Genomic DNA, 22,667 nt, shown 5'->3' with positions numbered 1-22,667 from the left:
GTCTGCGCCGAAACTCTCATCCTGATCAACAAAACGGCCGAGCCGATCGGCCAGTACAAGGAGGCCCTGCGTGATCGAGCCGCTGGTCTTGTTGCCAGGATTGATGTGCGATGCACGGCTGTTTCAGCCACAGACAACCCGGCTGTCTCAGACCAGGCCGGTAATGGTCGCGCCGATCGGCGGCGGTGATCGGATCGAAGAGATTGCCTCGGCGCTTTTGGACCAGTTGCCGCACCGCTTTGCGTTGGCTGGTCTGAGCATGGGGGGCATTGTTGCGTTGGAACTGGTGCGCCGCGCCCCGGAACGCGTGACCCGCCTTTGCCTCATGGCGACGGATGCGCAGGCCGATACCCCCCAGATCGCCGCTGACCGCGAAGAGCTGATCGTTGCGGCACAGGCTGGCCGTCTTGAGGATGTCATGCGCAAGGTTCTGGGTTCGGACACGCTGGCCCCCGGACCGCAGCGGATCCCGATATTGAACGACATGCTGGAAATGGCGCTGGAGCTGGGACCGGAACTGTTCGTGCGCCAAATGCGCGCTCTGCAGCGCCGCCCGGATCAGCAGGGCACATTGCGGCGAATAAAGGTGCCGACATTGGTTCTGTGCGGGGCACACGACACTCTGACGCCGGTCAGAAAACACAGTTTCATGGCCGAGTTGATCCCCGGTGCAGCCTTGCATGTGGTGGACATGGCGGGGCATCTTCCAACGCTTGAAGCGCCGGGTGAAACCACCGACGCGCTGTCCGACTGGTTGAACATACCCGTGCGGGCTTTCTAGTCGTACAGCGCCTTGCGTTCTTCAAGGCTGATGACATGCGGAGCCACGACCGGATCGCCGGTTGCGACGTCGAAGAACGGAGTTTGCTTCCAACGACCGGAAAGGCGCGCCGCAATGACTCTGCGGATCATGCCGAAAACAGCAGGAGCCACATTTTCGTGCTTCCATTTGCCATTCGCCTGCGGGACATGGGCGCGGGTCTTCACAGGCCCCAGAGGGGATGGATCGGAAAACCTGGCGACATCAAATCCGGCAAAGGGGAATTTCATGCTGCTGGTGGTGGTCGCCAAAGGCGCGTTGCAGCATTTGGCGTACCATCGAAACAGACCTTTGGGTCCCAGCCGCATCACGGCCAGGTACTCGGCGCCTTTGGTGATGCGGATATATTCGGGCGACATCTGAAAAATGTCTACCGGTCCCGGTGCGGGGTCAGGTTGACCGAAATACAGCTGTCCGGCGCGGCAATCTGGGCAGAAACAGACGACATGGGTGCCACTGGACACCCCTTTGGCCGTGATCTCGCCGCTAATCTCACCGCAGTTGCAGGCGAACGGAAGGGCAGGCGCCGGGTCTGCGGACATCAAGCAACCTTGTTGCTGTTGGCCGCGCGGCGGCGCGGTTTGCGGCTGTTTTCGTTCATGAAGTCTATGACCAGCGGGCGGATATTGTCACGCCAACTGCGTCCGGCGAAGATACCGTAATGGCCCGCGCCGGGTTCGACATGGCTGGCCTTCTTGCTGTCGGGCAGGCCGGTGCACAAGTCCAGCGCCGCGATACACTGACCGGGGGCCGAGATGTCGTCATTGGCGCCTTCGACCGTCTTGACCGCCACATCCGTGATTTTGCCGATGTCGACTTTGTGGCCAGCCACGATGAACTCATTCCGGGCGATCTCACGGTTCTTGAACACCCGCTCGACCGTCGAGAGGTAGAACTCTGCCGTCATGTCCATCACGGCCAGATATTCATCGTAGAAACGGTTGTGGGCGTCATGATCCGACGCCTCACCCCGCATGACGCGCTGGATCTGGTCGGAGAACGCCTTGCCATGGCGCTCGGCATTCATCGACATGAAGGATGCCAATTGAAGAAGCCCGGGATAAACCATGCGTCCCACGCCCTTGTACTTGAAGCCCACCCGCTGGATCATCGTTTCCTCAAGCTGGCCCATGGTCACTCGGCGGCCGAAATCGGTGACTTCGGTCGGGGTTGCATCAGGGTCAACCGGGCCACCGATCAGCGTCAGCGTGCTGGGCTGCGCTTTGGGGTCGGTTTCGGCAAGGTACGCCGTCGCCGCGAGGGTCAGTGGCGCGGGCTGGCAGACAGCGACGACATGCGTGTCCGGCCCCAACTCCTTCATGAAATCGACAAGGTACAGGGTGTAGTCCTCGACATCGAACTTGCCTTCGGACACGGGGATGTCGCGCGCGTTATGCCAATCGGTCACGTAGACTTCGCAGTTGACCAGCAGGCTCTTCACGGTCGAGCGCAGCAGGGTGGCGTAGTGTCCGGACATCGGCGCAACCAACAGCACCTTGCGCGGTTGCTCTTTGCGGCCATTCACGCGAAAGTGGACCAGATCGCCAAACGGGCGTTCAAGCACGGAGGTGACATCCACCAGATGATCTTTGCCGTCTTCGCAGGTAAACGTTCGGATACCCCAATCGGGTTTCACGACCATGCGTTGAAACGTGCGTTCGGTTACTTCGCCCCACGCGGCCATCCAGTTGAATGCCGGATTGGGGATCATGGAAAACTGGGGGTAGGACGCCATCGCGCTTGCGGTTGCACCAAGCCATTGGTTGGTGTTGCGCATGGTTTCCATCAGGTCGTAGGTCATCATGTAACGCACGGGAATGGCCTCCTAAATGTCAGCCTGAGAGTTCGGACCATTCGTCGCTTTGCCCCCCGGTGCCCACGACGATATTCTGCACAGCAGCGAGGTTAGGGGGGATTTGTTAAAATGACAACAAGTGAAGGCCACATGCCCGACTTAAGTGACGAACACGTTGAACGCCTTAAGGAAAACATGCTGAAAGTCGAAGATCTGTCCAAGCGGCTGATCGAGGTGATGGCGTCGAAAAAAGCTCATACTCCCGCGCTGGACGGCCCGAATCAGGAACTTTTTGCAAGAGCAGCAACAGCTTATTGGGCCGAGGCCCTGCAAAATCCGGCCAAGTTGTTGGAACAACAGCTGGAATACTGGGGCAAGTCCGTCCTGAATTTTGCTGCGGCGCAGCAGGCCCTGATGGCGGGTGAAGGAGAAGCGGACGAGGCTCCGAGCAAGGATAAACGTTTCTCGAACCCGCTGTGGGATACGAACCCCTATTTCCGTCTCGTCCGCCAGCAATACCTGACAAATGCCGAAGCCATCGCGAACGCGGTGGAGTCGGTCGAGGACTTGGACGCCAAGGACAAGCGGCGGCTGAAATACTTCTCGCAGCAGATTGTCGACATGATGTCGCCGACGAATTTCCTGCCGACCAACCCCGACGCTCTGCAGAAGGCGATCGAAACCGATGGCCAGTCGCTGATCCAAGGGCTGGAGAATCTTGTTGCCGATCTCGAAGCCAATGATGGCGAGCTGATCGTCAAGCTGGCGGATGAAAACGCGTTCAAGGTGGGCGGCAACCTGGCCACAACGCCCGGCGAAGTCGTCTATCGAAATCGGATGATGGAACTGATCCAGTACAGTCCTGCGACTGAGACGGTTTATGAAACCCCCGTCGTTCTGTTCCCGCCCTGGATCAACAAGTTCTACATTCTGGATCTGAAGGCACAAAACAGTCTGATCAAGTGGATCACCGATCAGGGCTATACCTTGTTCGTCGTCAGCTGGGTCAATCCGGATGCCAGCTATGCCGAAACGGGAATGGATGACTACGTTCAGGACGGATTCCTGACGGCGGTCGAAGAGGCCAAGAAGATCTGCAAGGTCAAACAAGTCAATGCGGTCGGGTACTGCATTGCCGGAACGACCTTGAGCCTCACTCTGTCGCTTTTGAAACAGCGCGGTGACAAGTCGATCAAATCCGCCACGTTCTTTACGGCGCTGACCGATTTTTCGGATCAGGGCGAGTTTACCCCCTTCCTGCAGAATGATTTCATCGACGGGATCGAGGAAGAGGTGAACAAGGAAGGTGTGCTGCGGTCATGGATCATGGCGCGCACGATGTCGTTCCTTCGGTCTCGCGACCTGGTTTATGGACCGGCTATCCGCAGCTACATGCTGGGCGAAACGCCTCCCGCCTTTGACCTGTTGTACTGGAACGGGGACGGCGCGAACCTGCCCGCGAAAATGGCGGTGCAGTATCTACGTGGCTTGTGTCAGCGCAACGAGTTCGCCTCGGACGGGTTCGAATTGATGGGCCACAAGCTGCATGTCCGCGACGTGGATGTGCCGTTGATGGCGATCACCTGCGAGACGGACCATATCGCCGCTTGGAAGGACTGCTATCGCGGTGTGCAGAAAATGGGTTCCCGCAGCAAAACCTTCATCGTTTCGGAATCGGGACATATTGCAGGCATCGTCAATCCGCCCAGCAAAAAGAAATACGGTCACTACACCAACCCCGATCTCAAGGCGGGTGCCGATACCTGGATGAAAGAGGCAAGCTTCCACGAAGGCTCGTGGTGGCCCCGCTGGGAGGCTTGGTTGAAGAAGCGGTCTGGCAAGCAGGTTCCGGCACGCGAACCGGGTGATTCGAGCCATCCACCGTTGGCTCCGGCGCCGGGAACCTATGTAGTCGCCAAACCAAAGTCTTGATTTCACATTGAAACTAAAAAATTCTGCGGTGCAGCAACAAAAAACTTGAAATGCTGCGTCGCAGCAATCATATTGTCCTCAAGCTGATGAAACCCGGGGTGGGCCCGGACCGGCTGAAAGGATTAGGACAATGGCAAAGACCCAAGACTTTACTGCGATCATGAAAGACATGATGGGCGCGTTCCCGGTGGACACCTCCGCCGTTGAAAATGCATTCAAATCGACCGCTTCGCTGAACGAAAAGCTGTCGGGTGTTGCTCTGGAAGCTGCCGAGAAATCGGCTGAAATCTCGAACAAGTGGACCAAGGAAACTCTGGCCAAGCTGAGCGAGATGTCGAAAGCCAAAGCAGAGCCGGCCGACTACGCCAAAGCAGCAACCGATTTCGCCAGCGCTTCGGCTGAAGTTGCTGCCGAGAACCTGGCTGCTTTCGCTGAAATCGCCAAGAAAGTTCAGTCGGAAACCGTCGAGCTGCTGATGGCTGCTGGCAAAGAAGCTGCGGAAGAAACCACCGCGGCCGTCAAGAAAGCCACCAACGAAGTGACCGCTGCTGCCAAGAAAGCAACGGCTGCCAAGTAAGCAAGATCCGCGAAACGCACCCATCCCTCCCAAATTGGTGCAATCGCTAAGGGCAGGTCCATTGACCTGCCCTTTCTTTTTGTTCTGCAGTCGCATAACCTCTGCTGCAACGCATCATCCTTGGGGAGGGTAAACGGTGTCGGACAAAGAAAAACCTCTGCTGATCAAGCGGTATGCCAGCCGTCGGCTGTATAACACCGAGACCAGCGACTACGTCACGCTCGAGGACATCGCTGGGTTCATCCGCGACGGGCGCGAGGTTCAGATCATCGACCTGAAAACCGGCGACGACCTGACACGACAGTATCTACTTCAAATCATTGCCGAACATGAAAGCCGGGGTGAGAACGTTCTGCCTGTGAACGTGCTGAATGACCTTGTCCGCAGCTACATGGTGCCGGGCGGGGGCATGATGCCGCAATTCCTGCAGTCCAGCTTTGAGATGCTGCGCGAAAGCCAGGCCAAGATGATGGAAAACATGAATGCGATGAACCCCATGAGCAGCATGCCTGGGTTCGAAGCAATGCAGGCGCAGCAGCAGGCGTTCCTGAAGGCCATGACAGGCGGGCTGTCGGGCAATTGGTCCGGGCCGGACAAGGACGAAGAAGGCAAGTCCGAGTCCAAAGAAGACCTGGACGACATCAAGAAACAACTGGCTGAATTGCAGCAGAAGCTTTCCAAGCTCAGCTGATACCAGACAGGCCCGGACAACCCGGGCCTTGTCTTTCTTGTGTTGGGGTCAGGTGCCGAAGGCCACTTCGGGCGCGGTAACCTCGCCGACCGAGGCCAGGATGATGTCGGCGATTACATCCAGTTCAGCACGGGTCAGGCGCACCGGCAGACGCACGTCACAGGCCGACATCAGCATTGCGCGTGTTCGAGGCAACTCGACCTGCTCTGGCAGAAACTGCCAGTTCCAGAAGGCGCGGGCGTTGTCCTCGCTCAGACCAAAGACCTGCACCTTGACGCCACGGCCCTCGGCGGCAGCGGCAAATGCCTTGATCTGGTCTTTGTTCAGGTCGACAAGGTTGAACTGGATCGAATCCGGCGCACGCCGTTCCGGTGTCAGCGGGTCGGGTACGTGGACGTGCGGTGAGCTGTTCAGGCGCTGCGCGACATAATCGTGGTTGGCCAGCCCGTCCCGCACCCGCCGCGCCAATTCGGGCAGTTGGGGGCGGATCACCGCGGCACTGAGGTTGCTCATGCGCAGATTGTAGAGCGGCAGCTTGTTCTGCCAGCGGGCAAAGGCCAGCTCCAGGTCGGGAGTATTCTGGCCGTGCGGGCCTTTGTGTTTTTTCCAGTTGTGCTCGTAGGCGCCCGACATGATCACGGCGCGGGCGACCAGGTCGGCATCGTCTGTGACAAGGATGCCCCCTTCGCCTGCGTTGATCATCTTGTAGGACTGGAACGAGAAACAGCCCACCTTGCCGATGGTGCCGATGTTGCGGCCATGCCAAGTGGTGCCCAGCGAATGGGCCGCGTCCTCGATCACTGGGATGTCGCGCGTGTCGCACAGCGCCATGATCGCTTCCATGTCCGAGGTATGGCCGCGCATGTGGCTGATGATTACCGCCTGAACCCCGTCGAGCTTGGCCGCAAAATCGTCGATGTCGATGCGGTAATTGTCGCCCACCTCGCACAGGACCGGAACGCAGTCTGCATGCACCACCGACGAGGGCACCGCCGCAAAGGTAAAGCCCGGGATCAGCACCCGCGCGTCCCGCGGTAGCCCCAGCGCCTTGAGCGACAGGAACAGAGCCGCCGAACAGGACGACACCGCCAGCGCGTATTTGCTGCCCAGCAACTCAGCGAACTCGGTTTCAAGCAAAGCAACCGGCGCGTCCTGCGGCGCGGTATAGCGGAACAGGTCACCGGATTGCATCAGGGACTCGATCGCGTCTTTGGCAGCGGCAGGGATGGGTTCGGCGTCATGGACGTTGGGTGGCAGCGTCATATTTGATAATCCCAAATTCTATGTTTGGAAAAGATAAAATGAAAAGCTGAGCAAACCAAGCCTTCATTCGCCTGCTGGGCGAAATTTCACCGAACCGTCACAAGTGGTGGGTCAAAAGCCCAGCCGATCACGCAGGGCATACCAAGTCATCGCGAGCACCAGCAGAGGGCTGCGCAGGGCCGAGCCTCCGGGGAAGGGCAGAGCGGGCACGCGAGCCATCGTGTCGAACCCTTCGGCCTGGCCCTGGATGGCCAGCGCCATCAACTGACCGGCATGGGTCGCAGTGCCGACTCCATGACCGGAATAGCCCGAAGCCGACAGGATGTTTGGCGCCAGACGTGTCAGGTAGGGCATCCGCCGCATGGTGATGGCCAGCGTACCGCCCCAGGCATAGTCGATCCGAACGTCGCGCAGATGCGGAAAGATCTCGGTCATCGGTTTGCGGACTTTGGCGGCGATGTCGGATGGAAAGCGATAGCCATAGCTCTCGCCACCGCCGAACAACAGCCGCCCATCGGCGCTGAGCCGGAAATAGTTCACCACGAATTTCGTGTCGGCAACGGCCACGTCCTGCGTCAGAACCTTTGCGGCCTCGGCGCCCAGAGGCTCGGTCGCGGCGATGAAGTTGTTGATCGGCATGACCCGCGCCGCGACCTTGCGGTTCAGGTTGCCCAGATAGCCATTGCAGGCCAGAACCAGATGGTCGGCCGTGACTGAACCCTGTTCGGTGCGAACGGTGACGCGCGGGCCTTCCTCGATGCCCAGCACCTCGGTGTTTTCGTGCAGCGTCAGGCCGGCGGTCAAGGCGGCCTCGGCCAGACCCAGTGCATAGTTCAGCGGGTGCAGATGGGCCGCGCCCATGTCCAGATATCCGCCCGCATAGGCCGGCGAGGGGCAGAGCGCGCGCCCGGCTTCAGCATCCAGCAGCTCGATCTGGTCATAGCCATAGGCGGTTTTCAGGTGATCGGCGTGAGCGTGCAATTCGGCGCGTTCGCCGTCGCTGAAGCCCAACGTGGCGATGCCCGGTTTCAAGTCGCAATCGATGCCGTGGCGTTCGATCAGCGATTTGACCAGCGTCTTGGCGTCTTCGGCCAGATCCCACAGCTTGGCCGCGTCGTCGCGCCCGACCAGCTTTTCCAGGTCCTCCTGATCCATGCGCTGGGCGCTGCCCAGTTGCCCGCCGTTGCGCCCCGAGGCGCCGAAACCCACGCGATGCGCTTCAAGCAGGACCACCCTGAAACCGGCCTCGGCCAGGTGCAGCGCGGTCGAAAGGCCCGTATACCCTCCACCCACGACACAAACGTCGGCAGTGACATCGCCGCGCAGCGGCTCGGTCGGGGTTCGCGGGTGCGCGGTGGCGGCATACCAGCTGGGCGGGTAGGTGCCGCGTTTGTCATTGCTGTACAGCAGGTTCATGGCGCACATGGCTCAGACGTTCAGCAGCAGGTGTTCACGCTCCCACGGCGAAATCACCTGCAGGAACTCCTCGTACTCGGCGCGTTTTACGATGCTGTAGACCCGTGCGAACTCGGGGCCCAGAACCTGATGCAAGGCTTCGGCCTCGTCGAACAGATCCAGCGCGTTGCCCATGACCTGCGGGATGTCGCCGTCACCTTCGTAAGCGTCGCCATAGAACTGACGGCGCGGGCGGTCCTGATTGACCAGACCAAGATAGCCACAGGCCAGCGACACGGCGATGCCCAGATAGGGGTTGCAATCCATCCCGGCGATGCGGTTTTCCACCCGGCGGCTGTCGGGACCCGACAGCGGCACACGTATCCCCGTGGTGCGATTGTCGCGCGCCCATTCCAGGTTGATCGGGGCGGCATGGTCCTTGACGTAGCGCCGGTACGAGTTGACGTAGGGCGCCATCACCGCCAGCCCGGCGGGCAGGTGCAGCTGCAGACCGGCGATGAAGTTGTAGAACGCGTCCGTCTCGCCGCCCTGAGGCCCCGAGAACAGGTTCTTGCCCGTCTCCATGTCGATGATCGAGTGATGGATGTGCATGGCCGATCCCGGCTCGTCCTCGATCGGTTTGGCCATGAAGGTGGCAAAGCAGTTGTGACGCAACGCGGCCTCGCGGATCAGGCGTTTGAAATAAAACACCTCGTCGGCCAGCTTGACCGGATCGCCATGGCGCAGGTTGATCTCAAGCTGACCGGCGCCGCCCTCCTGGGTGATGCCGTCGATCTCGAACCCTTGTGCCTCGGCGAAATCATAGATGTCGTCGATCACAGGGCCGAATTCATCCACGGCGGTCATGGAATAGGCCTGCCGCGCGGCAGCCGGACGGCCCGAGCGGCCCATCATCGGCTCGATCCCCTTGGCCGGGTCCACGTTGCGGGCAACCAGAAAGAACTCCATCTCGGGCGCGACAACCGGTTTCCACCCTTTGTCCTTGTACAGCTGGACCACGCGTTTGAGCACGTTGCGCGGGCTGAACGGAATCGGATCGCCGTCCCTGTCGTAGGCGTCATGGATCACCTGAAGGGTCCAGTCACCGGTCCACGGTGCCGCCGAGGCCGTGCTGAAATCGGGCTTGAGGATCATGTCGCGTTCGATGAACCCATCCTCACCCGCGGCCTCACCCCAGTCACCAGTGATGGTTTGGTAGAAAATGCTGTCGGGTAGATGGAAATAGGCCTGCTTGGCGAATTTCGATGCCGGAACTGCCTTGCCGCGGGCAATCCCCGGCAGGTCTGAGATGATGCATTCGACCTCGTCCAGCCGGTGCCCTTCGATGTAATCCCGTGCTGCTTGTGGAAGTTGGTCTGTCCAGTCGGCCATCAGGCCCTCTCTTTCTTCAGGAACTCTGCCATGAAACGCCCGATATTGGCGTTGTCATCCGGAGCGTTCCATCGGGTTTTTGCGTCGTCCATCAGGGCGTCGGGCACCACGCCTTTACCGCGTGTCTCCATGAGGCCCTGAATGAAATCGTTGGAGTATTCGGGATGTGCCTGCACCGTCCAGATCGTGTCCCCGTAGGCAACCATCGCGTTCTTGCAGAACGCGTTGCTACCCAATAGCTGGGCGCCGTCGGGCAAGGCCGTCACCTGATCCTGGTGCCATGCGTTCAATGACACCTTGCGCCCGTCATAGTCATACTCCGTGCGTCCGATCGCCCAACCCTTGTCGAACTTTTCAACCTTGCCGCCCAACGCCTGAGCGATGATCTGGTGGCCGAAACAGACCCCGATCAACGGTTTCCGTGCCGCTTGGATCTCGCGGATCAGTTGCTCGAGCTTGGGGATCCACGGATGATCTTCGTAGGCGCCATGCCGCGAGCCGGTAATCACCCATCCATCGCAGTCGCTTGCGCTGTCGGAGAACACATCATCCACCACCGCATAGGTCACGAACTCGAAATCGTTGCCGTCCAGAAGCTGTTGAAACATCAGGTCGTAGTCGCCGAACGATCGTTCCAGCGGTTCGGGCGCGTGGCCGGTCTGCAGTATGCCGATTTTCATGAGTCACCAAATTTGATCAAATTCAATCTACCCGAGTCTCGATCCACGGGCAAGAGGATCATACGGACTCCAGATAGCTCAGCCAGTGACTGTCGGGGTCCATGTCGGCAAAGCGTGCGGATTCCTGCCTTTTGGTCATCACCATGTTTCGGATCAGATCCTCGGAGAAGATGCGCGCGATGATCGGGTCCGTCTCGAATGCCGAAATGGCCGAATCCCAGTCCCCCGCCAATTGCGGAAGCCCTTCGATCTCGTAGGCATTGCCGGTGATCGGGGGCGGGGGTTGAAGGCCGTCCTCGATGCCGATCAGAGTCGCGCCCAGAACCGCCGCCAGCATCAGATAAGGGTTGATGTCGCCGCCGGCCACGCGATGTTCGATCCGGCGGGCGGCGGGCGCACCGCCCGGAATGCGGATTGCCGCGGTCCGGTTCTCATAGGCCCAGGCCGCGCCGGTGGGGGCATGAGCTCCGGGCACGAGCCGCGTGTAAGAATTGCCATGCGGAGCAAAGATCAGCGTGCTGCCGGGCATGGCGGCAAGACAGCCGGCGACGGCAGAGCGCAGGATTTCGGTCCCTTCACGCCCGCCATTGTCAAACACGTTGCGACTCTGGTCATCCAGCACCGAGAAGTGCACATGCATACCGTTCCCCGCATCATCGGCATAGGGTTTGGCCATGAAGGTCGCGGTAAAGCCGTGCTTGCGGGCCAACCCACGGGTCAATGCCTTGAAAAGCCACGTATCATCGGCGCAGCGCATGGCATCCTGATGGTTCAGATTGATTTCGAACTGGCCGATACCGCTCTCTGAGATTGCCGTTTGGGCGGGAATCCCCATTTCGGCGCACCCGTCATAAAGTTCGGTGAAAAAGGCGTCGAAGGCGTCCATTTCGGCCATCGACAGCACCGCCTCGCCGCGTAGCCGACGGCCGGTGACCGGATTGTGCGGGGGCTTTGGTTGCACATCCGAGGAGTCAAGCAGCGTGAACTCCAACTCGGTCGCGGCAACAACTTTCCATCCGCGCTGGGCATAGCGCGACAGGACTGCGGCCAGCGCGTGGCGGGGGTCGCTGGCAAAGGGGGTGCCGTGATCGTCGTACAGGCACATCGGCACCAACGCCGTGGGTGTGGTCAGCCAGGGCATCGGCACCGGGCCGCGCTCGGTCGGGCGCAGTACGCCATCGGCGTCGCCGGTTTCGAACACCAGCGGGCTGCCCTCGATATCGGCGCCCCACAGATCGACGTTCAGCGCCGAAAACGGCATGCGCACTGCGCCGCTGTCCAGCTTGTCGGCGTAAGACGGGGGCACGCGTTTGCCGCGCATCTGGCCGTTCAGGTCACAGGCGGCGACGCGAAATGTATGCAGGGCGGCAAGGTCCATCTGGGGCTCCGTAGCTGTGCTGCGGCAAACCTAGTCGAGCTTTATGCCCTTGTCACGATATTTGATCAAATTATCCGCAGCAGCTGTCGCCTTGCTGAATGGGCGGGCAGGCTACGGTTCCGTACGAGCAATAGACACAGCAATCACCCGGCTTGGGTTTCAGTACCGTGTGACAGGCGCTGCATTCATAGAACCACTGGCAGGCGTCGGTGGGCATGGTCTCGGTCTGCGCGTGGCCGCAGGCGGGGCAGGTCAGAGTGCTTTCAAGCGTTACGGGCGTGTCTGTCATGGTCTCACATCTGTTGGATCAGAAATTCGTTGATGCGGGCCTCGTTGAACACGACGACCCAGGCGAGGGCGGTCATCGCGGTGCTGGCCGCCAAGCCCCATTTCAGATGGCGCATCTTGTCGCGCCGATAGGCCACCAGCCACGCCGCCGCGATAAGCACCGTCGAGGCCGCCAGAACATGGTAACTGAGCGCCGCGATCTGACCAAAGACGGCCAGCCAATTGCCGCCAAGGCCCAGCAACATCATCGTCATCGGCAGCACGCAGCATGCGCCCACGCCCAAGTCCGACAGGGATCCGGCAAAGCTGAGGCCGAGAAATCCGCACATTTTGTTCCTCCGTCATTCAGGGGCCGCAGCATTGCCGCAGCGTGTGGGCAGAGGTATAAATCCTGTAGCCACTACAGGATCAAGCGAAACGAGGTCACATGATTGCGATCGGTGAAGCGGCCCGTCAAAGCGGCGTGGGAATCGAAACCATCCGGTATTACGAGCGTGAAGGCATCGTGCCGCGCCCGGCGCGGGCGGCCAACAATCGGCGGCTGTATTCCGCGCAGGATGTGGGGCGGTTGCGGTTTCTGAAACGCTGCCGTGACCTTGGGTTTTCGCTGGGCGATGCAAAGGCCTTGTTGGACCTGTCCGAGGGCGGCGCGGCCGATTGTGCCGAGGTCAGCGCATTGGCCAAAGGTCACATGGACAGCGTCCGCCGCAAGATCGCCGAACTGCAACGGCTGGAGGCCGCCCTGGGCGAGCTGACGGCAAATTGCGCCGAAGGCTCGGTGGATTGCCCGATGCTGGGCCGGTTGCGGATGGCCTGAGTCCCGGCGCCTCAGCGCGCTAGGTTCAGGCGAAACCGAATCTTGGCCTTGCGCGCCACCGGCAGGTGCCGGTTCAGCCGCTTGTTGATCAGGCCGAACACGCCCACGATCACCAGCGTCAGCAGGATGAAATAGAACGCCAGGATCGGGTAGGGGACGAACGGGTTGAACGTCTTGTCGGCGAAATAGCTGGCATAGTAGAGCGCGTCCCCGCGTTGCTGCCAGGCCGGAAAGGCCGAGAAGAAGACCAGCGTGGTGGCATGGAACAGGAAAATCGCCTCGTTCGTGTAGGCGGGCCAGGCCAGTCGCAGCATGGTGGGCCACACGATCCGGCGGAAGCGCGACCAGCCGGACATGCCATAGGCATCGGCGGCCTCGATATCTCCCTTGGGGATCGACCGCAGCGCGCCATAGAAGATCTCGCCCGAATAGGCGGCAGTGTTCAGGAACAGCACGATCAGCGCCCCCAGCCAGGCCGAGGTGAAGGCGTCGAACATCGGGTAGGTCTTCTTGAGCGACAGGAACAGGAAGTAGGCAAAGAAGAACTGGATGAACAGTGGTGAGCCGCGGAAGATGAAGATGAACCATTCGGAGGGTTTGCGCAGCCACTTGCGGCTGGACGCCTTGCCCAGGGCCACGGCCGTGGCCAGGAAGAACCCGGTGGCCAGCGCCATCACGCCGAAATAGATGTTCCAGATCATCCCTGAACCGATCAGGGTGAACTGTTCGCACAGGGTGAAATCGCTGCGCGGCAGCAGGCGCTCGCCAAACCCGATCGAACGCAGGCCGTAATCCTGGATGGTCTGCAGGCAGCTCATGCGGTGGTCTCCTTGCGCAGCAGCTCTCCGCCCGATGTGGCCTGACCGTGAGATAGCCGGCGCATCAGCCGTTCGAGGCCGATCTCGGAAACGCGGGTCATGCCAAGGTAGAAAACCAGCAGGAACAGGAAGTACCACATGCGCCAGTCGCCATGCGGATAGGCGGTGAATTTCGAGGTCTTGGTGCCGCCCAGCTCGCGCGCCCAATAGACGATGTCTTCGACCCCCAGCAGGAACAGCAGCGGCGTGGCCTTGATCAGCACCATCCACAGGTTCGACAGGCCGGGCAGGGCATAGACCCACATCTGCGGCACGAGAATGCGCCAGAAGGTCTGGCGGCGCGTCATGCCATAGGCCTCGGCGGTTTCAAGCTGCGCCAGCGGCACGGCGCGCATGCCGCCGAACAGCACGTTGGCGGCGAAGGCACCAAACACGATCGAGAAGGTGATGACGGCCAGGAAAAAGCCGTAGGTTTCGTGCACCCATTCCGGTGCGGTGCCCAGCGGCAGCTTGGCCTGGGGGCAGACGAGGAAATCGTTGCCCTGGCGGATCGGATCGGTCCAGTCGGGACACAGCACCTGATGTCGCATCCACTCGAACCCCTGGTCCAGGGCGATCACGAAAAACAGGAAAAACGCAATGTCGGGCACACCGCGCACGATGGCGATATAGCCCTTGCCCAGCCAACCGAGTGGCGGGACATGCGACCGCGCCGCCATGGCCCCCGCAAAGCCGAAAGCCAACGCCACCGGGGCCGTCACCGCCAGCAAGGCCAGAACCTTGATGAACGACAGGTAGAACGACCAGTGCACGCCGTTGGTCAGATAGCATGAAAACCAGCGGAACGTGCCGAGCGTGTCGGGATCAGCGCAGTAGGAAAACATGGGGCGTCTTTCGAACGTCGGGTCCGGCGCGGGCCGGGGTGGGTTCGGCGCGCGTGGCGCCGAACCGCAGGACCGGATGCTTAGTTGGTGACGACCGAGCCGTCAGGTGCGTAGGTGGCGGTGTCTTCACCAAACCACTTTTTCAGCATCTCGTTCAGGGTGCCGTCCTCTTTCATCGAGGTGATGGCGGCATCGAACTTGCCGCGCAGTTCGGCATCGCTTTCGCGCAGGCCCATGCCGACGCCACCGCCCAGCGGAACCGGATCGCCGACAAAGACCAGTTCGCCATTCGATTCCTCGACCAGCGGCACCAGGTAGTCGCGGTCGGCCAGAACGGCATCAGCCTCACCGTTGCGCACGGCGGCGATGGTTTCCTCGGGCGTCGCGAACTCAACCAGAGTTGCGCCCGACTCGGCCACGTGGCCGGCCTGGATGGTGGCGGTCTGTGCGGCGACGACGCCGCCGGTCACGTCAGCATCCGCCGAGGTTGCGACATAGGCCGAAGCGGTCGGCGGATAGTAGTCCTGGGTGAAGTCGATGACCTCATCACGCTCGGCCGTGATCGACATGCCCGCGATGATGGTGTCGTAGTTGCCCGAGACCAGGTTCGGAATGATCGAATCCCAGTCGTTCTTGACCCATTCGCATTCCAGCTGGGCGCGTTTGCACAGCTCGTCGCCGACCTCACGCTCGAAGCCGTCGATCTCGCCGGCGTCGTTGATGAAGTTGTACGGAGGATAGGCGCCCTCGGTGCCCATGCGGACCGTGTCGGCCATGGCCATACCAGCGCCAAGCGCCAGCGCTGCAGTGGTCAGAATCAGGTTTTTCATTGGTAACTCCCCTGTTTGGTTCTGTCCTGATTTTATGCCGCCTTTGTGGCGGAGAGAAAGCCCCGAAGCCTTTCGGATTCGGCAGCAGTGAAAATATCTTCGGGCGAGCCTTCTTCTTCAATCAGGCCCTGGTGCAGAAACACCACGTGGCTTGAGATGTCGGCGGCCATCTGCATGTCGTGCGTGACGATGATCATGGTGCGGCCTTCCGCGGCCAGATCCTTGATCACCTTGATCACTTCCTGTTCCAGCTCGGGATCGAGTGCCGAGGTCGGCTCGTCGAACAGCAGCGCCTCGGGCTCCATGCACAGGCCTCGCGCGATCGCGGCGCGCTGTTGCTGGCCGCCCGACAGTTGCGCGGGATAGGCGTCGCATTTGTCGCCGATGCCAACCTTGTCCAGGTATTTGCGGGCGCTGTCCTCGACCTCGTGCCGGTCACGGCCCAGCACGGTGATCGGGGCTTCCATCACGTTCTGCAAGATGGTCATGTGGGCCCAAAGGTTGAACTGCTGGAACACCATCGACAGGTTGGTACGGATGCGCAGCACCTGTTTGGGATCGGCGGGGCGGCGGTGATCGCGGGTTCCGGTCCAACGCACCGGCTCACCTTTGAACAGGATCTCGCCCTCCTGGCTGTCTTCCAGCAGGTTGCAACAGCGCAGCAGGGTGGACTTGCCCGACCCGGATGATCCGATCAGCGACACCACGTCGCCGCGATGGGCGGTGATGTCCACTCCTTTGAGGACTTCGAGATTGCCAAAGCTTTTGTGCAGGTTCTTGATCTCGATGACGGGAGTGCTGTCTGTCACGGGTCGTCCTGGTGTTGTTGATTGCGTTGGTGCGGTACTAGGGCCGAAAAACAAGAGCAATGCAATGCGCAAATGACAAGTTCAAGTCCCGAAACCTCCGATTCGGCCACGGTCAGTGGTCAAATTGGTCAGCTTTCAGGCAGCAAAGCCGCAGGCGATGGCGGGTTGGGAACGGCCAGGTAGAGATCGGCTGCAATGTCGATCAACCCGCGGATGTGCAGCGCTGCCCGATCAGCCGGGGAAAGGTCTGAAATCGCGGCGCGAACCGCGGTGGCGACCGGGACCGGATCGCGCGTGATCGCGGTGATGTAGGGCAACGCCGGGGTGGGGCGCGTGCTTTCCACCGGGCGCAGACGCTTGCCCAGATCGGTATGCTCTTGCAGCAGCACCCATGTCAGCGCGTCCAGCGATGCGAAATCGGCATGTCCATCGGCCACGGCCTGCGCCGACAAAGCGTGTCCACCGGTTTCCAGCAGGCGCGCCGGAGCAAGGCCCAGTTCGGACAGATGCGTGACCGGGGCGGCCCAACCCGATTGGGATAGCGCCTCGTTAAAAGCAAAAAAACCGGCCGCCAGTTCAGGCAGATCGCGCGCGTCTTCAGCGCGGGCCACAAAAACCGAGCAGTAGTGTCCCCGCGGACAGCCCGGCAGGTCATAATCTGGAGTGCCGACCAGATGCACCTTGCCGTGCAGGCGCGTGCGATAAGGCATGCCGCAGGTCTGGGCAAAGACAAGGTCAGGGTCCTGCCAGATCTCCCAGAAATCGCGATCACGGGTCAGATGGTTCGGACCTTCGCCCAAATGTGCGCGAATCAAACTCCAAAAGCGATCGTTGGCCGGTTGCAAAGCGGGCATGTCGTACATGCCCAGCATCGCCGTCACGATTTGGCGGCCTTCTGCCGGGCCAAGGCTGAATCCACATCGCTGACGCCCAGGAGGCTGACGACCAGCCGCAGCAGCGAGTCCTCGTCCTGCGAGCGCTGACCGTCAGCCAGCGCCACCGACCACAGCGCCTGAACCACGCCGAGGCGATGGTCGTACGGCACCGCATCCTTGATCGCACGGGTAAAGCGGACGGTATCAGGGGCCTCGGCCTCCAGATCTTCGGCCTGGGCGCGCAGCCCTGCGGCCTCGAACGGGGACAGGCCGTAGCGCTCGGCCAGAACCTTGTCGATGCGCGACATCTCGGTATCGGCATAGTCATCATCGGACCGGGCAAGGCGAACCAGCAGGGCGGCCAAGGCCAGCCGGGCGTCGTCATCGGTCAGTGGGTCGGGTTGCGGCTGGGTCAGCCGGGACAGGAAGGCGTTGAACATGGCCTAGATATAGCCGTCACTCAGCCCGCGTCCAAGCGGCTTTGCACCCGTTCGCGCGCGGCCTGGCTGTCATTGTAGCTGAGGCCCATTGCGATACGCGCTTCTTCGACGATCTTGATCTCGCCCTCGTCCGAATTGCCGTCGGCCAGCACAACCTCCCAAAGGGCCTCCATCGCGGCCAGACGTTCGTGCAAATCCGTCGTTTCGCGGATCAGTTTGCCGAAGGTATCCGTGTCGGGGGCTGCGGCGTGCAATTTCTCGCAAGTGGCGCGGACCTTGGCGGCCTCGATCGCGTTGTGCTGGTACAGCCGTGCCAGGATGCGGTCGATCAGGCTGATTTCCTCGATCTTGTAGTCGCGGTCGGCCTGCGCGACACGCACCAGCAAAGCGCCAAGCGCCAGTTCCGCATCAGGGTCCGGCAGCGTGGTCTGCTGAGGGGGGCGCAAAGCCTGCAGGAAGTTCTTTAGCAGTGGCATTGGGGAATCCGTATTTCTGTCACCGTGTCCGTGCTAGGCGTCATACCCTTCGATGATCACCAGATCACTGGATGAAACTGGATCGCGCAAGGCTTTAGCCTTTTGATACAGATCGCTGTCATAGCAGGCCAGGGCGGCCTCATAGCTGGGGAATTCGATAACGACGGTTCGCGCCCGCGCTGCGCCTTCCCGCACCTGCCGATTTCCACCGCGGACCAGAAAACGGGCACCGTATTCGGCAAAAGCCTCGCCATTGGCAGCGATGTAGGTCTTGTAGGTCTCCATGTCGTCTACATCGACATGGGCCACCCAGTATCCTTTGCTCACGCGGTCTGCTCCTTTTGTCCGTTCCGGCTCAAACTGAACCGGAACGCTTTGCAAAGCAAGACCAAGCGGTACAGTCCGCTTCAGACCAGACGCGACGTGTCCTTGGCCGCGCGAACGAAGTCGCGGAACAACGGGTGCGGATCGAAAGGTTTGGATTTCAGTTCCGGGTGGTACTGCACGCCGATGAACCACGGGTGATCCGACCATTCGACGATCTCGGGCAGGCGTCCGTCGGGTGACATCCCCGAGAAGTTCAAACCCGCTTTCTCAAGCTGTTCGCGATACTTGGTGTCCACCTCATAGCGGTGGCGGTGTCGTTCTTCGATCTGGGTGCTGCCATAGACCTCGGCCACTTTCGAGCCTTCGGTCAGAACCGCGTTGTAGGCACCCAGACGCATGGTGCCGCCCTTATCGTCACCAACCTTGCGTTCGATCTTGGCGTTGCCCTGAACCCATTCCTTGAGGTGATAGACCACCGGTTCAAAGCGTTTTTTGCCGGCCTCGTGGTCGAATTCCTCGGACCCCGCGCCGGAAATGCCGGCCACGTTGCGCGCGGCCTCGATCACTGCCATCTGCATGCCCAGACAGATGCCCAGATACGGCACCTTGTGTTCGCGGGCATATTGCGCAGCCTTGATCTTGCCTTCGGTGCCGCGCTCGCCAAAACCGCCGGGCACCAGAATGGCGTGGAACCCTTCCAGATGCGGGCCGGGGTCTTCGGTGTCGAAGATCTCGGCATCGACCCACTCAACCTTGACCCGGACGCGATTGGCCATGCCGCCATGGGTCAGCGCCTCGGCGATGGACTTATAGGCGTCTTCCAGCTGGGTGTACTTTCCGACGATCGCGACCTTCACTTCGCCCTCGGCGTTGTGGATGCGGTCGCTGACATCTTCCCACTTCGACAGGTCGGGCTTGGGCGCCGGGCTGATCTGGAATGCGTCAAGCACGGCCTGATCGAGACCTTCGCGGTGATAGGCCAGCGGCGCGTCGTAAATGGTCGAGAGATCTTGCGCGGCGATTACCGCATCGGGGCGCACGTTGCAGAACAGGGCCAGCTTTTCGCGCTCTTTCTGCGGGATCGGTCCTTCGGAACGGCAGACCAGAATGTCGGGCGCCAGGCCGATTGAGCGCAGTTCCTTGACCGAGTGCTGGGTGGGCTTGGTCTTCAGCTCGCCGGAGGCCTTGATGTAAGGCAACAGGGTCAGGTGCATGAAAATGCACTGGCCGCGCGGTTTGTCCTGACTGAACTGACGGATGGCTTCAAAGAAGGGCAGGCCTTCGATGTCGCCCACGGTGCCGCCGATCTCACACAGCATGAAATCGACCTCATCCTCGCCGATGGCGATGAAGTCCTTGATCTCGTTGGTCACGTGCGGGATCACCTGAATGGTCTTGCCCAGATAGTCGCCGCGGCGTTCCTTTTCCAGAACGTTCGAATAGATCCGCCCCGAACTGACCGAGTCGGTCTTTCGTGCGGCAACACCCGTGAAGCGTTCGTAGTGTCCCAGGTCCAGGTCGGTCTCAGCCCCGTCGTCGGTGACGAAAACTTCACCATGTTCGAACGGCGACATCGTGCCGGGATCGACATTCAGGTAGGGATCCAGCTTGCGCAGCCGAACCGAGTATCCCCGAGCCTGCAGAAGCGAACCCAGAGCAGCGGACGCCAGCCCTTTGCCCAAGGATGAAACAACACCACCAGTGATGAAAATAAATCGTGCCATGTTTCTTCGGCTGCCCCCGTGAGACGTCAACATCAACTGCCCGGCGGTTCGAAAAAACCGCAGCATCACGGGACTTCACGTATAAAGGATTCGCGCAAAAAGCGCAAGAGAACCGCAAGATGCTGTTGTGGTTCTCTTTCAGATTTCTAGGTTTTGTGGATCAGTCGGCCTGTGGGATCAGCGGCGCGTTGTCGCCCTGCGCCGGCGGCAGCAGGTCCTCGGCCGAGGGAACAGCAGGTGTGCTCTCTTCGGTCGCGTCCTGAGCCGGAACGCCAAGTCGGTCGATGACCGAGCTTCCAGCTGATTTTTCCGCGGCAAGAATCGTCAGCGTGATCGAGGTGACGATGAAGCAGGCCGCAAGGATCCAGGTCACCTTTGCCAGTGCCGTCGTTGCCGAACGTCCTGCAATGGCGCCACCACCGCCGCCACCCATGCCCAGGCCACCGCCTTCGGACCGCTGCAGCAGAACAACGGCGATCAGGCCCAAAGCCAAAAGAAGGTGGATGATGAGAACGACGTTTTCCATGGTGTTCCTGTGCGGCGTGGCGTGTATCGCCGGGTACTTAAGCAAGTTTGTGGCCGGGGGCAAGCCACGAGTTGCCATCACCGCCGGGGATTGTGCCGAACTGGCCAAATGGGGCTGGACACCCGGCGGTGCCTGGCTCAGGCTGCGGCCATGCCACATGACGACCACGACCACCCGCACGCGTTGCTGCCCCCGGACCCCGCTTTGCGCGTCAAAGCGCTCGAGACGATCCTGACCCGCAAGGGTTTGATCGATCCGGCCGCTTTGGACGAGATCATCGACACCTATCAGAACCGGATCGGTCCGCAAAACGGTGCGAAGGTTGTCGCCAAAGCTTGGTCGGACCCGGAGTTCAAACGCGCCCTGCTGGACGACGCTACAGCTGTGCTCTCTGAGATGGGGTTTTATGGCCGGCAGGGCGAACATATGGTCGTGGTCGAGAATACTCCCCGGACGCACAACATGGTCGTCTGCACCTTGTGCAGTTGTTACCCATGGCCGCTGTTGGGCATACCCCCGGCCTGGTACAAATCTGACGCATACCGTGCCCGAGCTGTGCGCGAGCCGCGCCGCGTCCTGGCTGAGTTCGGAGTTGAACTGCCCAAGGGTACCGCAGTTCGTGTCTGGGATTCGACCGCCGAAATACGGTATCTGGTCTTGCCCATGCGCCCAGAAGGCACCGATGGTCTGAGCGAAGAGGACCTGGCCGCGCTGGTCACGCGCGACAGCATGATCGGCACGGGTTTGCCGAAGGTGCCGGCATGACCCGTGCCCACGACATGGGCGGGCGGTTCGGCGACGGGCCGGTGCGCCCCGAGCCTGAAGACGTGCCGGTGTTTGCCGAAGACTGGCACGCGCGGGCCCTTGCCGTGACACTGGCTGCGGGCGCGTTGGGCCAATGGAACATCGACACGTCGCGCCATGCGCGGGAAAGGTTGTCCCCCAAGGACTATGCCCGGTTCAGCTATTACGAGAAATGGATTTCGGCCCTGGCCGACCTGTTGGTCGAGACCGGGGTTCTGCAGATCGAGGATCTGCGCGGGCAGGGCGTTGACGGGCCACATCCGCTTGCTCCGCGAAAACTGCCGGCAGATGCGGTGGTCAGAGTTCTGGCCAAAGGTGGACCGGCCGATCGCCCGTCGAACATCCCTGCCGCTTTTGAGGTCGGCCAGACCGTTCGCACGCTGCGCCCTTCTGCCAATCGTCTTGTTGAAGGGGGGCACACGCGGCTGCCCGCATACGGAGCGGGCGCGACCGGACGCATTTTGCGGTTTTACGGCACACATGTCTTGCCGGACTCCAGCGCGCATGGTCTGGGTGAAGCGCCCGAGCCGCTTTATGCCGTTGCTTTTCCCGCGTCGGAACTGTGGGCCAATCCCGAACACCCGGATGACGAGGTGATTCTGGATCTCTGGCAAAGCTATCTGGAACCCGCATGAGCATCTGTCCCGATCACAACGCCCCAAGACCGGTTTTTGAGAACCCCTGGCACGCTCAGGTGTTTGCGGTGACGGTGGCGTTGAACGAGGCCGGCCGGATTTCCTGGACCGATTGGGCCGCCCGGTTCTCCGAGACTTTGCGGCGCCACGGGCTGAACCGCGAGCTGGACGGGGGCGACGACTATTTCATGGCCTGGCTCGAAACGCTCGAGTCGGTTTTGGCCGAGCAGGAAACGGCATTGCCCGAAGAAATCCACGAAATGCGCGCAGCTTGGGAGGAGGCGTATCTGAAGACGCCTCACGGAATGCCGGTGCGCCTGTAGCGCAAGTTGGCTTTCAAGGTGTTGCCCGTTCAGGGCCTTTTCCACGTGTGTTCCCGGCCAGATGAACAACGGCGCGGACTCCGTCCGGTGGCCATGATCCCCGACAAGAGCATTGAGCGTCGGCGCGATTGGTGGCTGCGGCGAATTACCGGTTTCCCTGTTGCCTGC

Annotated in this window: 28 protein-coding genes; 9 read left to right on the top strand and 19 right to left on the bottom strand. The window is 61.0% G+C overall.

Features of this window, described 5'->3' with window-relative positions; translation table 11 throughout:
* Both AC2FM5_RS09595 and AC2FM5_RS09590 read left to right on the top strand, forming a co-directional pair.
* Positions 1-189: hypothetical protein (locus AC2FM5_RS09595; RefSeq protein WP_496735236.1), on the top strand; the 189-nt coding region annotated here is incomplete at its 5' end.
* A complete protein-coding gene (locus tag AC2FM5_RS09590; RefSeq protein ID WP_174819722.1) occupies positions 104-781 on the top strand; it encodes an alpha/beta fold hydrolase in 678 nt (225 codons plus the stop codon). The genes AC2FM5_RS09595 and AC2FM5_RS09590, both read left to right, overlap by 86 nt.
* On the opposite strand, the gene AC2FM5_RS09585 is transcribed toward AC2FM5_RS09590, so the two are convergent.
* Together AC2FM5_RS09585 and phaZ are read right to left on the bottom strand one after the other, a co-directional pair.
* Positions 778-1,362: a DUF6151 family protein gene (locus AC2FM5_RS09585; protein ID WP_170443237.1), complete on the bottom strand. Its 585-nt coding sequence runs from the start codon at positions 1,360-1,362 to the stop codon at positions 778-780. The genes AC2FM5_RS09590 and AC2FM5_RS09585 overlap by 4 nt on opposite strands.
* Positions 1,362-2,633 carry a polyhydroxyalkanoate depolymerase gene (gene phaZ, locus AC2FM5_RS09580; protein ID WP_170337826.1) on the bottom strand — a complete coding sequence of 424 codons (1,272 nt, stop codon included), beginning with the start codon at positions 2,631-2,633 and terminating at the stop codon, positions 1,362-1,364. The genes AC2FM5_RS09585 and phaZ overlap by 1 nt, the downstream gene beginning before the upstream one ends.
* Before the next feature lie 111 nt (positions 2,634-2,744).
* Between phaZ and AC2FM5_RS09575 the strand changes: the two genes are divergently transcribed.
* From AC2FM5_RS09575 to phaR, 3 genes are all read left to right on the top strand, one after another.
* Positions 2,745-4,547 (top strand): PHA/PHB synthase family protein, encoded by a 1,803-nt coding sequence (locus AC2FM5_RS09575; protein WP_496735230.1) that lies wholly within the window; start codon positions 2,745-2,747, stop codon positions 4,545-4,547.
* A gap of 130 nt (positions 4,548-4,677) precedes the next feature.
* Positions 4,678-5,124: a phasin, PhaP gene (locus AC2FM5_RS09570; RefSeq protein WP_170338288.1), complete on the top strand. Its 447-nt coding sequence runs from the start codon at positions 4,678-4,680 to the stop codon at positions 5,122-5,124.
* A 136-nt stretch (positions 5,125-5,260) separates the two neighbouring features.
* Positions 5,261-5,815 (top strand): polyhydroxyalkanoate synthesis repressor PhaR, encoded by a 555-nt coding sequence (phaR, locus tag AC2FM5_RS09565; protein WP_170438704.1) that lies wholly within the window; start codon positions 5,261-5,263, stop codon positions 5,813-5,815.
* A gap of 48 nt (positions 5,816-5,863) precedes the next feature.
* On the opposite strand, the gene AC2FM5_RS09560 is transcribed toward phaR, so the two are convergent.
* The 7 genes from AC2FM5_RS09560 to AC2FM5_RS09530 form a co-directional block, all read right to left on the bottom strand.
* Complete coding sequence (locus tag AC2FM5_RS09560) at positions 5,864-7,078, bottom strand: DegT/DnrJ/EryC1/StrS family aminotransferase (protein WP_496735227.1); 1,215 nt, start codon at positions 7,076-7,078, stop codon at positions 5,864-5,866.
* Positions 7,079-7,189: 111 nt separating this feature from the next.
* Positions 7,190-8,494, bottom strand: a complete 1,305-nt coding sequence (locus tag AC2FM5_RS09555; RefSeq protein WP_496735225.1) for an NAD(P)/FAD-dependent oxidoreductase — start codon at positions 8,492-8,494, stop codon at positions 7,190-7,192.
* Positions 8,495-8,506: 12 nt separating this feature from the next.
* A complete protein-coding gene (locus AC2FM5_RS09550; RefSeq protein WP_170338296.1) occupies positions 8,507-9,865 on the bottom strand; it encodes a glutamine synthetase family protein in 1,359 nt (452 codons plus the stop codon).
* Positions 9,865-10,545, bottom strand: a complete 681-nt coding sequence (locus AC2FM5_RS09545; RefSeq protein ID WP_496735223.1) for a type 1 glutamine amidotransferase — start codon at positions 10,543-10,545, stop codon at positions 9,865-9,867. Before AC2FM5_RS09545 ends, AC2FM5_RS09550 begins: the two co-directional genes overlap by 1 nt.
* Before the next feature lie 58 nt (positions 10,546-10,603).
* Positions 10,604-11,923 (bottom strand): glutamine synthetase family protein, encoded by a 1,320-nt coding sequence (locus tag AC2FM5_RS09540; RefSeq protein ID WP_496735221.1) that lies wholly within the window; start codon positions 11,921-11,923, stop codon positions 10,604-10,606.
* Positions 11,924-11,993: 70 nt separating this feature from the next.
* Complete coding sequence (locus tag AC2FM5_RS09535; protein ID WP_170358525.1) at positions 11,994-12,212, bottom strand: GDCCVxC domain-containing (seleno)protein; 219 nt, start codon at positions 12,210-12,212, stop codon at positions 11,994-11,996.
* A gap of 4 nt (positions 12,213-12,216) precedes the next feature.
* On the bottom strand, positions 12,217-12,540 hold the full coding sequence (locus AC2FM5_RS09530) for a hypothetical protein (RefSeq protein ID WP_496735218.1): 324 nt from the start codon (positions 12,538-12,540) through the stop codon (positions 12,217-12,219).
* Between the two features lie 98 nt (positions 12,541-12,638).
* Here AC2FM5_RS09530 and AC2FM5_RS09525 point away from each other — a divergent pair, with 98 nt between their 5' ends.
* On the top strand, positions 12,639-13,028 hold the full coding sequence (locus AC2FM5_RS09525; RefSeq protein ID WP_170366497.1) for a MerR family transcriptional regulator: 390 nt from the start codon (positions 12,639-12,641) through the stop codon (positions 13,026-13,028).
* Between the two features lie 11 nt (positions 13,029-13,039).
* On the opposite strand, the gene AC2FM5_RS09520 is transcribed toward AC2FM5_RS09525, so the two are convergent.
* The 10 genes from AC2FM5_RS09520 to secG form a co-directional block, all read right to left on the bottom strand.
* Positions 13,040-13,846, bottom strand: a complete 807-nt coding sequence (locus tag AC2FM5_RS09520; protein ID WP_170366496.1) for an ABC transporter permease — start codon at positions 13,844-13,846, stop codon at positions 13,040-13,042.
* Positions 13,843-14,730 (bottom strand): ABC transporter permease, encoded by an 888-nt coding sequence (locus AC2FM5_RS09515; protein WP_170358530.1) that lies wholly within the window; start codon positions 14,728-14,730, stop codon positions 13,843-13,845. The genes AC2FM5_RS09520 and AC2FM5_RS09515 overlap by 4 nt, the downstream gene beginning before the upstream one ends.
* A gap of 80 nt (positions 14,731-14,810) precedes the next feature.
* Positions 14,811-15,560, bottom strand: coding sequence for a transporter substrate-binding domain-containing protein (locus AC2FM5_RS09510; RefSeq protein ID WP_093962541.1), 750 nt, complete (start codon positions 15,558-15,560; stop codon positions 14,811-14,813).
* Between the two features lie 32 nt (positions 15,561-15,592).
* Positions 15,593-16,369 (bottom strand): ABC transporter ATP-binding protein, encoded by a 777-nt coding sequence (locus tag AC2FM5_RS09505; RefSeq protein ID WP_093962540.1) that lies wholly within the window; start codon positions 16,367-16,369, stop codon positions 15,593-15,595.
* A 128-nt stretch (positions 16,370-16,497) separates the two neighbouring features.
* Entirely contained in the window at positions 16,498-17,241 is a 744-nt protein-coding gene (locus AC2FM5_RS09500; RefSeq protein ID WP_170366772.1) for a phosphate/phosphite/phosphonate ABC transporter substrate-binding protein, read from the bottom strand.
* Between the two features lie 5 nt (positions 17,242-17,246).
* On the bottom strand, positions 17,247-17,684 hold the full coding sequence (locus AC2FM5_RS09495) for a tellurite resistance TerB family protein (RefSeq protein WP_093962539.1): 438 nt from the start codon (positions 17,682-17,684) through the stop codon (positions 17,247-17,249).
* Positions 17,685-17,704: 20 nt separating this feature from the next.
* The gene (locus AC2FM5_RS09490; RefSeq protein ID WP_170340012.1) at positions 17,705-18,154 is read right to left on the bottom strand and encodes a tellurite resistance TerB family protein; all 450 of its coding nucleotides are present in this window, start codon (positions 18,152-18,154) and stop codon (positions 17,705-17,707) included.
* A gap of 39 nt (positions 18,155-18,193) precedes the next feature.
* Positions 18,194-18,487 (bottom strand): DUF1330 domain-containing protein, encoded by a 294-nt coding sequence (locus tag AC2FM5_RS09485; protein WP_170435020.1) that lies wholly within the window; start codon positions 18,485-18,487, stop codon positions 18,194-18,196.
* Between the two features lie 80 nt (positions 18,488-18,567).
* Entirely contained in the window at positions 18,568-20,211 is a 1,644-nt protein-coding gene (gene pyrG, locus AC2FM5_RS09480; RefSeq protein WP_093963011.1) for a CTP synthase, read from the bottom strand.
* A 160-nt stretch (positions 20,212-20,371) separates the two neighbouring features.
* Positions 20,372-20,737, bottom strand: coding sequence for a preprotein translocase subunit SecG (gene secG, locus AC2FM5_RS09475; protein ID WP_093962537.1), 366 nt, complete (start codon positions 20,735-20,737; stop codon positions 20,372-20,374).
* A gap of 150 nt (positions 20,738-20,887) precedes the next feature.
* Between secG and nthA the strand changes: the two genes are divergently transcribed.
* The 3 genes from nthA to AC2FM5_RS09460 are packed head-to-tail and all read left to right on the top strand — an operon-like array spanning position 20,888 to position 22,499.
* Positions 20,888-21,502 carry a nitrile hydratase subunit alpha gene (nthA, locus tag AC2FM5_RS09470; protein ID WP_496735215.1) on the top strand — a complete coding sequence of 205 codons (615 nt, stop codon included), beginning with the start codon at positions 20,888-20,890 and terminating at the stop codon, positions 21,500-21,502.
* Positions 21,499-22,176 carry a nitrile hydratase subunit beta gene (gene nthB / locus AC2FM5_RS09465; RefSeq protein ID WP_496735214.1) on the top strand — a complete coding sequence of 226 codons (678 nt, stop codon included), beginning with the start codon at positions 21,499-21,501 and terminating at the stop codon, positions 22,174-22,176. The genes nthA and nthB overlap by 4 nt, the downstream gene beginning before the upstream one ends.
* Positions 22,173-22,499 carry a nitrile hydratase accessory protein gene (locus AC2FM5_RS09460; RefSeq protein WP_170338314.1) on the top strand — a complete coding sequence of 109 codons (327 nt, stop codon included), beginning with the start codon at positions 22,173-22,175 and terminating at the stop codon, positions 22,497-22,499. The genes nthB and AC2FM5_RS09460 overlap by 4 nt, the downstream gene beginning before the upstream one ends.
* Positions 22,500-22,667: the final 168 nt, after the last annotated feature.

This window comes from Ruegeria sp. BHSA162 (assembly GCF_059613385.1).
The sequence above is the reverse complement of the archived record's forward strand: the minus strand, read 5'-3'. Positions and strand labels throughout refer to the sequence as shown.

Excerpts from the sequence above, each read along its gene's own strand:
- AC2FM5_RS09590 (WP_174819722.1), top strand. The coding sequence starts at position 104 with ATGTGCGATGCACGGCTGTTTCAGCCACAGACAACCCGGCTGTCTCAG.
- AC2FM5_RS09585 (WP_170443237.1), bottom strand. The coding sequence starts at position 1,362 with ATGTCCGCAGACCCGGCGCCTGCCCTTCCGTTCGCCTGCAACTGCGGT.
- AC2FM5_RS09575 (WP_496735230.1), top strand. The coding sequence starts at position 2,745 with ATGACAACAAGTGAAGGCCACATGCCCGACTTAAGTGACGAACACGTT.
- AC2FM5_RS09570 (WP_170338288.1), top strand. The coding sequence starts at position 4,678 with ATGGCAAAGACCCAAGACTTTACTGCGATCATGAAAGACATGATGGGC.
- AC2FM5_RS09560 (WP_496735227.1), bottom strand. The coding sequence starts at position 7,078 with ATGACGCTGCCACCCAACGTCCATGACGCCGAACCCATCCCTGCCGCT.
- AC2FM5_RS09555 (WP_496735225.1), bottom strand. The coding sequence starts at position 8,494 with ATGAACCTGCTGTACAGCAATGACAAACGCGGCACCTACCCGCCCAGC.
- AC2FM5_RS09550 (WP_170338296.1), bottom strand. The coding sequence starts at position 9,865 with ATGGCCGACTGGACAGACCAACTTCCACAAGCAGCACGGGATTACATC.
- AC2FM5_RS09545 (WP_496735223.1), bottom strand. The coding sequence starts at position 10,545 with ATGAAAATCGGCATACTGCAGACCGGCCACGCGCCCGAACCGCTGGAA.
- AC2FM5_RS09540 (WP_496735221.1), bottom strand. The coding sequence starts at position 11,923 with ATGGACCTTGCCGCCCTGCATACATTTCGCGTCGCCGCCTGTGACCTG.
- AC2FM5_RS09535 (WP_170358525.1), bottom strand. The coding sequence starts at position 12,212 with ATGACAGACACGCCCGTAACGCTTGAAAGCACTCTGACCTGCCCCGCC.
- AC2FM5_RS09530 (WP_496735218.1), bottom strand. The coding sequence starts at position 12,540 with ATGTGCGGATTTCTCGGCCTCAGCTTTGCCGGATCCCTGTCGGACTTG.
- AC2FM5_RS09525 (WP_170366497.1), top strand. The coding sequence starts at position 12,639 with ATGATTGCGATCGGTGAAGCGGCCCGTCAAAGCGGCGTGGGAATCGAA.
- AC2FM5_RS09520 (WP_170366496.1), bottom strand. The coding sequence starts at position 13,846 with ATGAGCTGCCTGCAGACCATCCAGGATTACGGCCTGCGTTCGATCGGG.
- AC2FM5_RS09515 (WP_170358530.1), bottom strand. The coding sequence starts at position 14,730 with ATGTTTTCCTACTGCGCTGATCCCGACACGCTCGGCACGTTCCGCTGG.
- AC2FM5_RS09510 (WP_093962541.1), bottom strand. The coding sequence starts at position 15,560 with ATGAAAAACCTGATTCTGACCACTGCAGCGCTGGCGCTTGGCGCTGGT.
- AC2FM5_RS09500 (WP_170366772.1), bottom strand. The coding sequence starts at position 17,241 with ATGCTGGGCATGTACGACATGCCCGCTTTGCAACCGGCCAACGATCGC.
- AC2FM5_RS09495 (WP_093962539.1), bottom strand. The coding sequence starts at position 17,684 with ATGTTCAACGCCTTCCTGTCCCGGCTGACCCAGCCGCAACCCGACCCA.
- pyrG (WP_093963011.1), bottom strand. The coding sequence starts at position 20,211 with ATGGCACGATTTATTTTCATCACTGGTGGTGTTGTTTCATCCTTGGGC.
- secG (WP_093962537.1), bottom strand. The coding sequence starts at position 20,737 with ATGGAAAACGTCGTTCTCATCATCCACCTTCTTTTGGCTTTGGGCCTG.
- nthA (WP_496735215.1), top strand. The coding sequence starts at position 20,888 with ATGCCACATGACGACCACGACCACCCGCACGCGTTGCTGCCCCCGGAC.
- nthB (WP_496735214.1), top strand. The coding sequence starts at position 21,499 with ATGACCCGTGCCCACGACATGGGCGGGCGGTTCGGCGACGGGCCGGTG.
- AC2FM5_RS09460 (WP_170338314.1), top strand. The coding sequence starts at position 22,173 with ATGAGCATCTGTCCCGATCACAACGCCCCAAGACCGGTTTTTGAGAAC.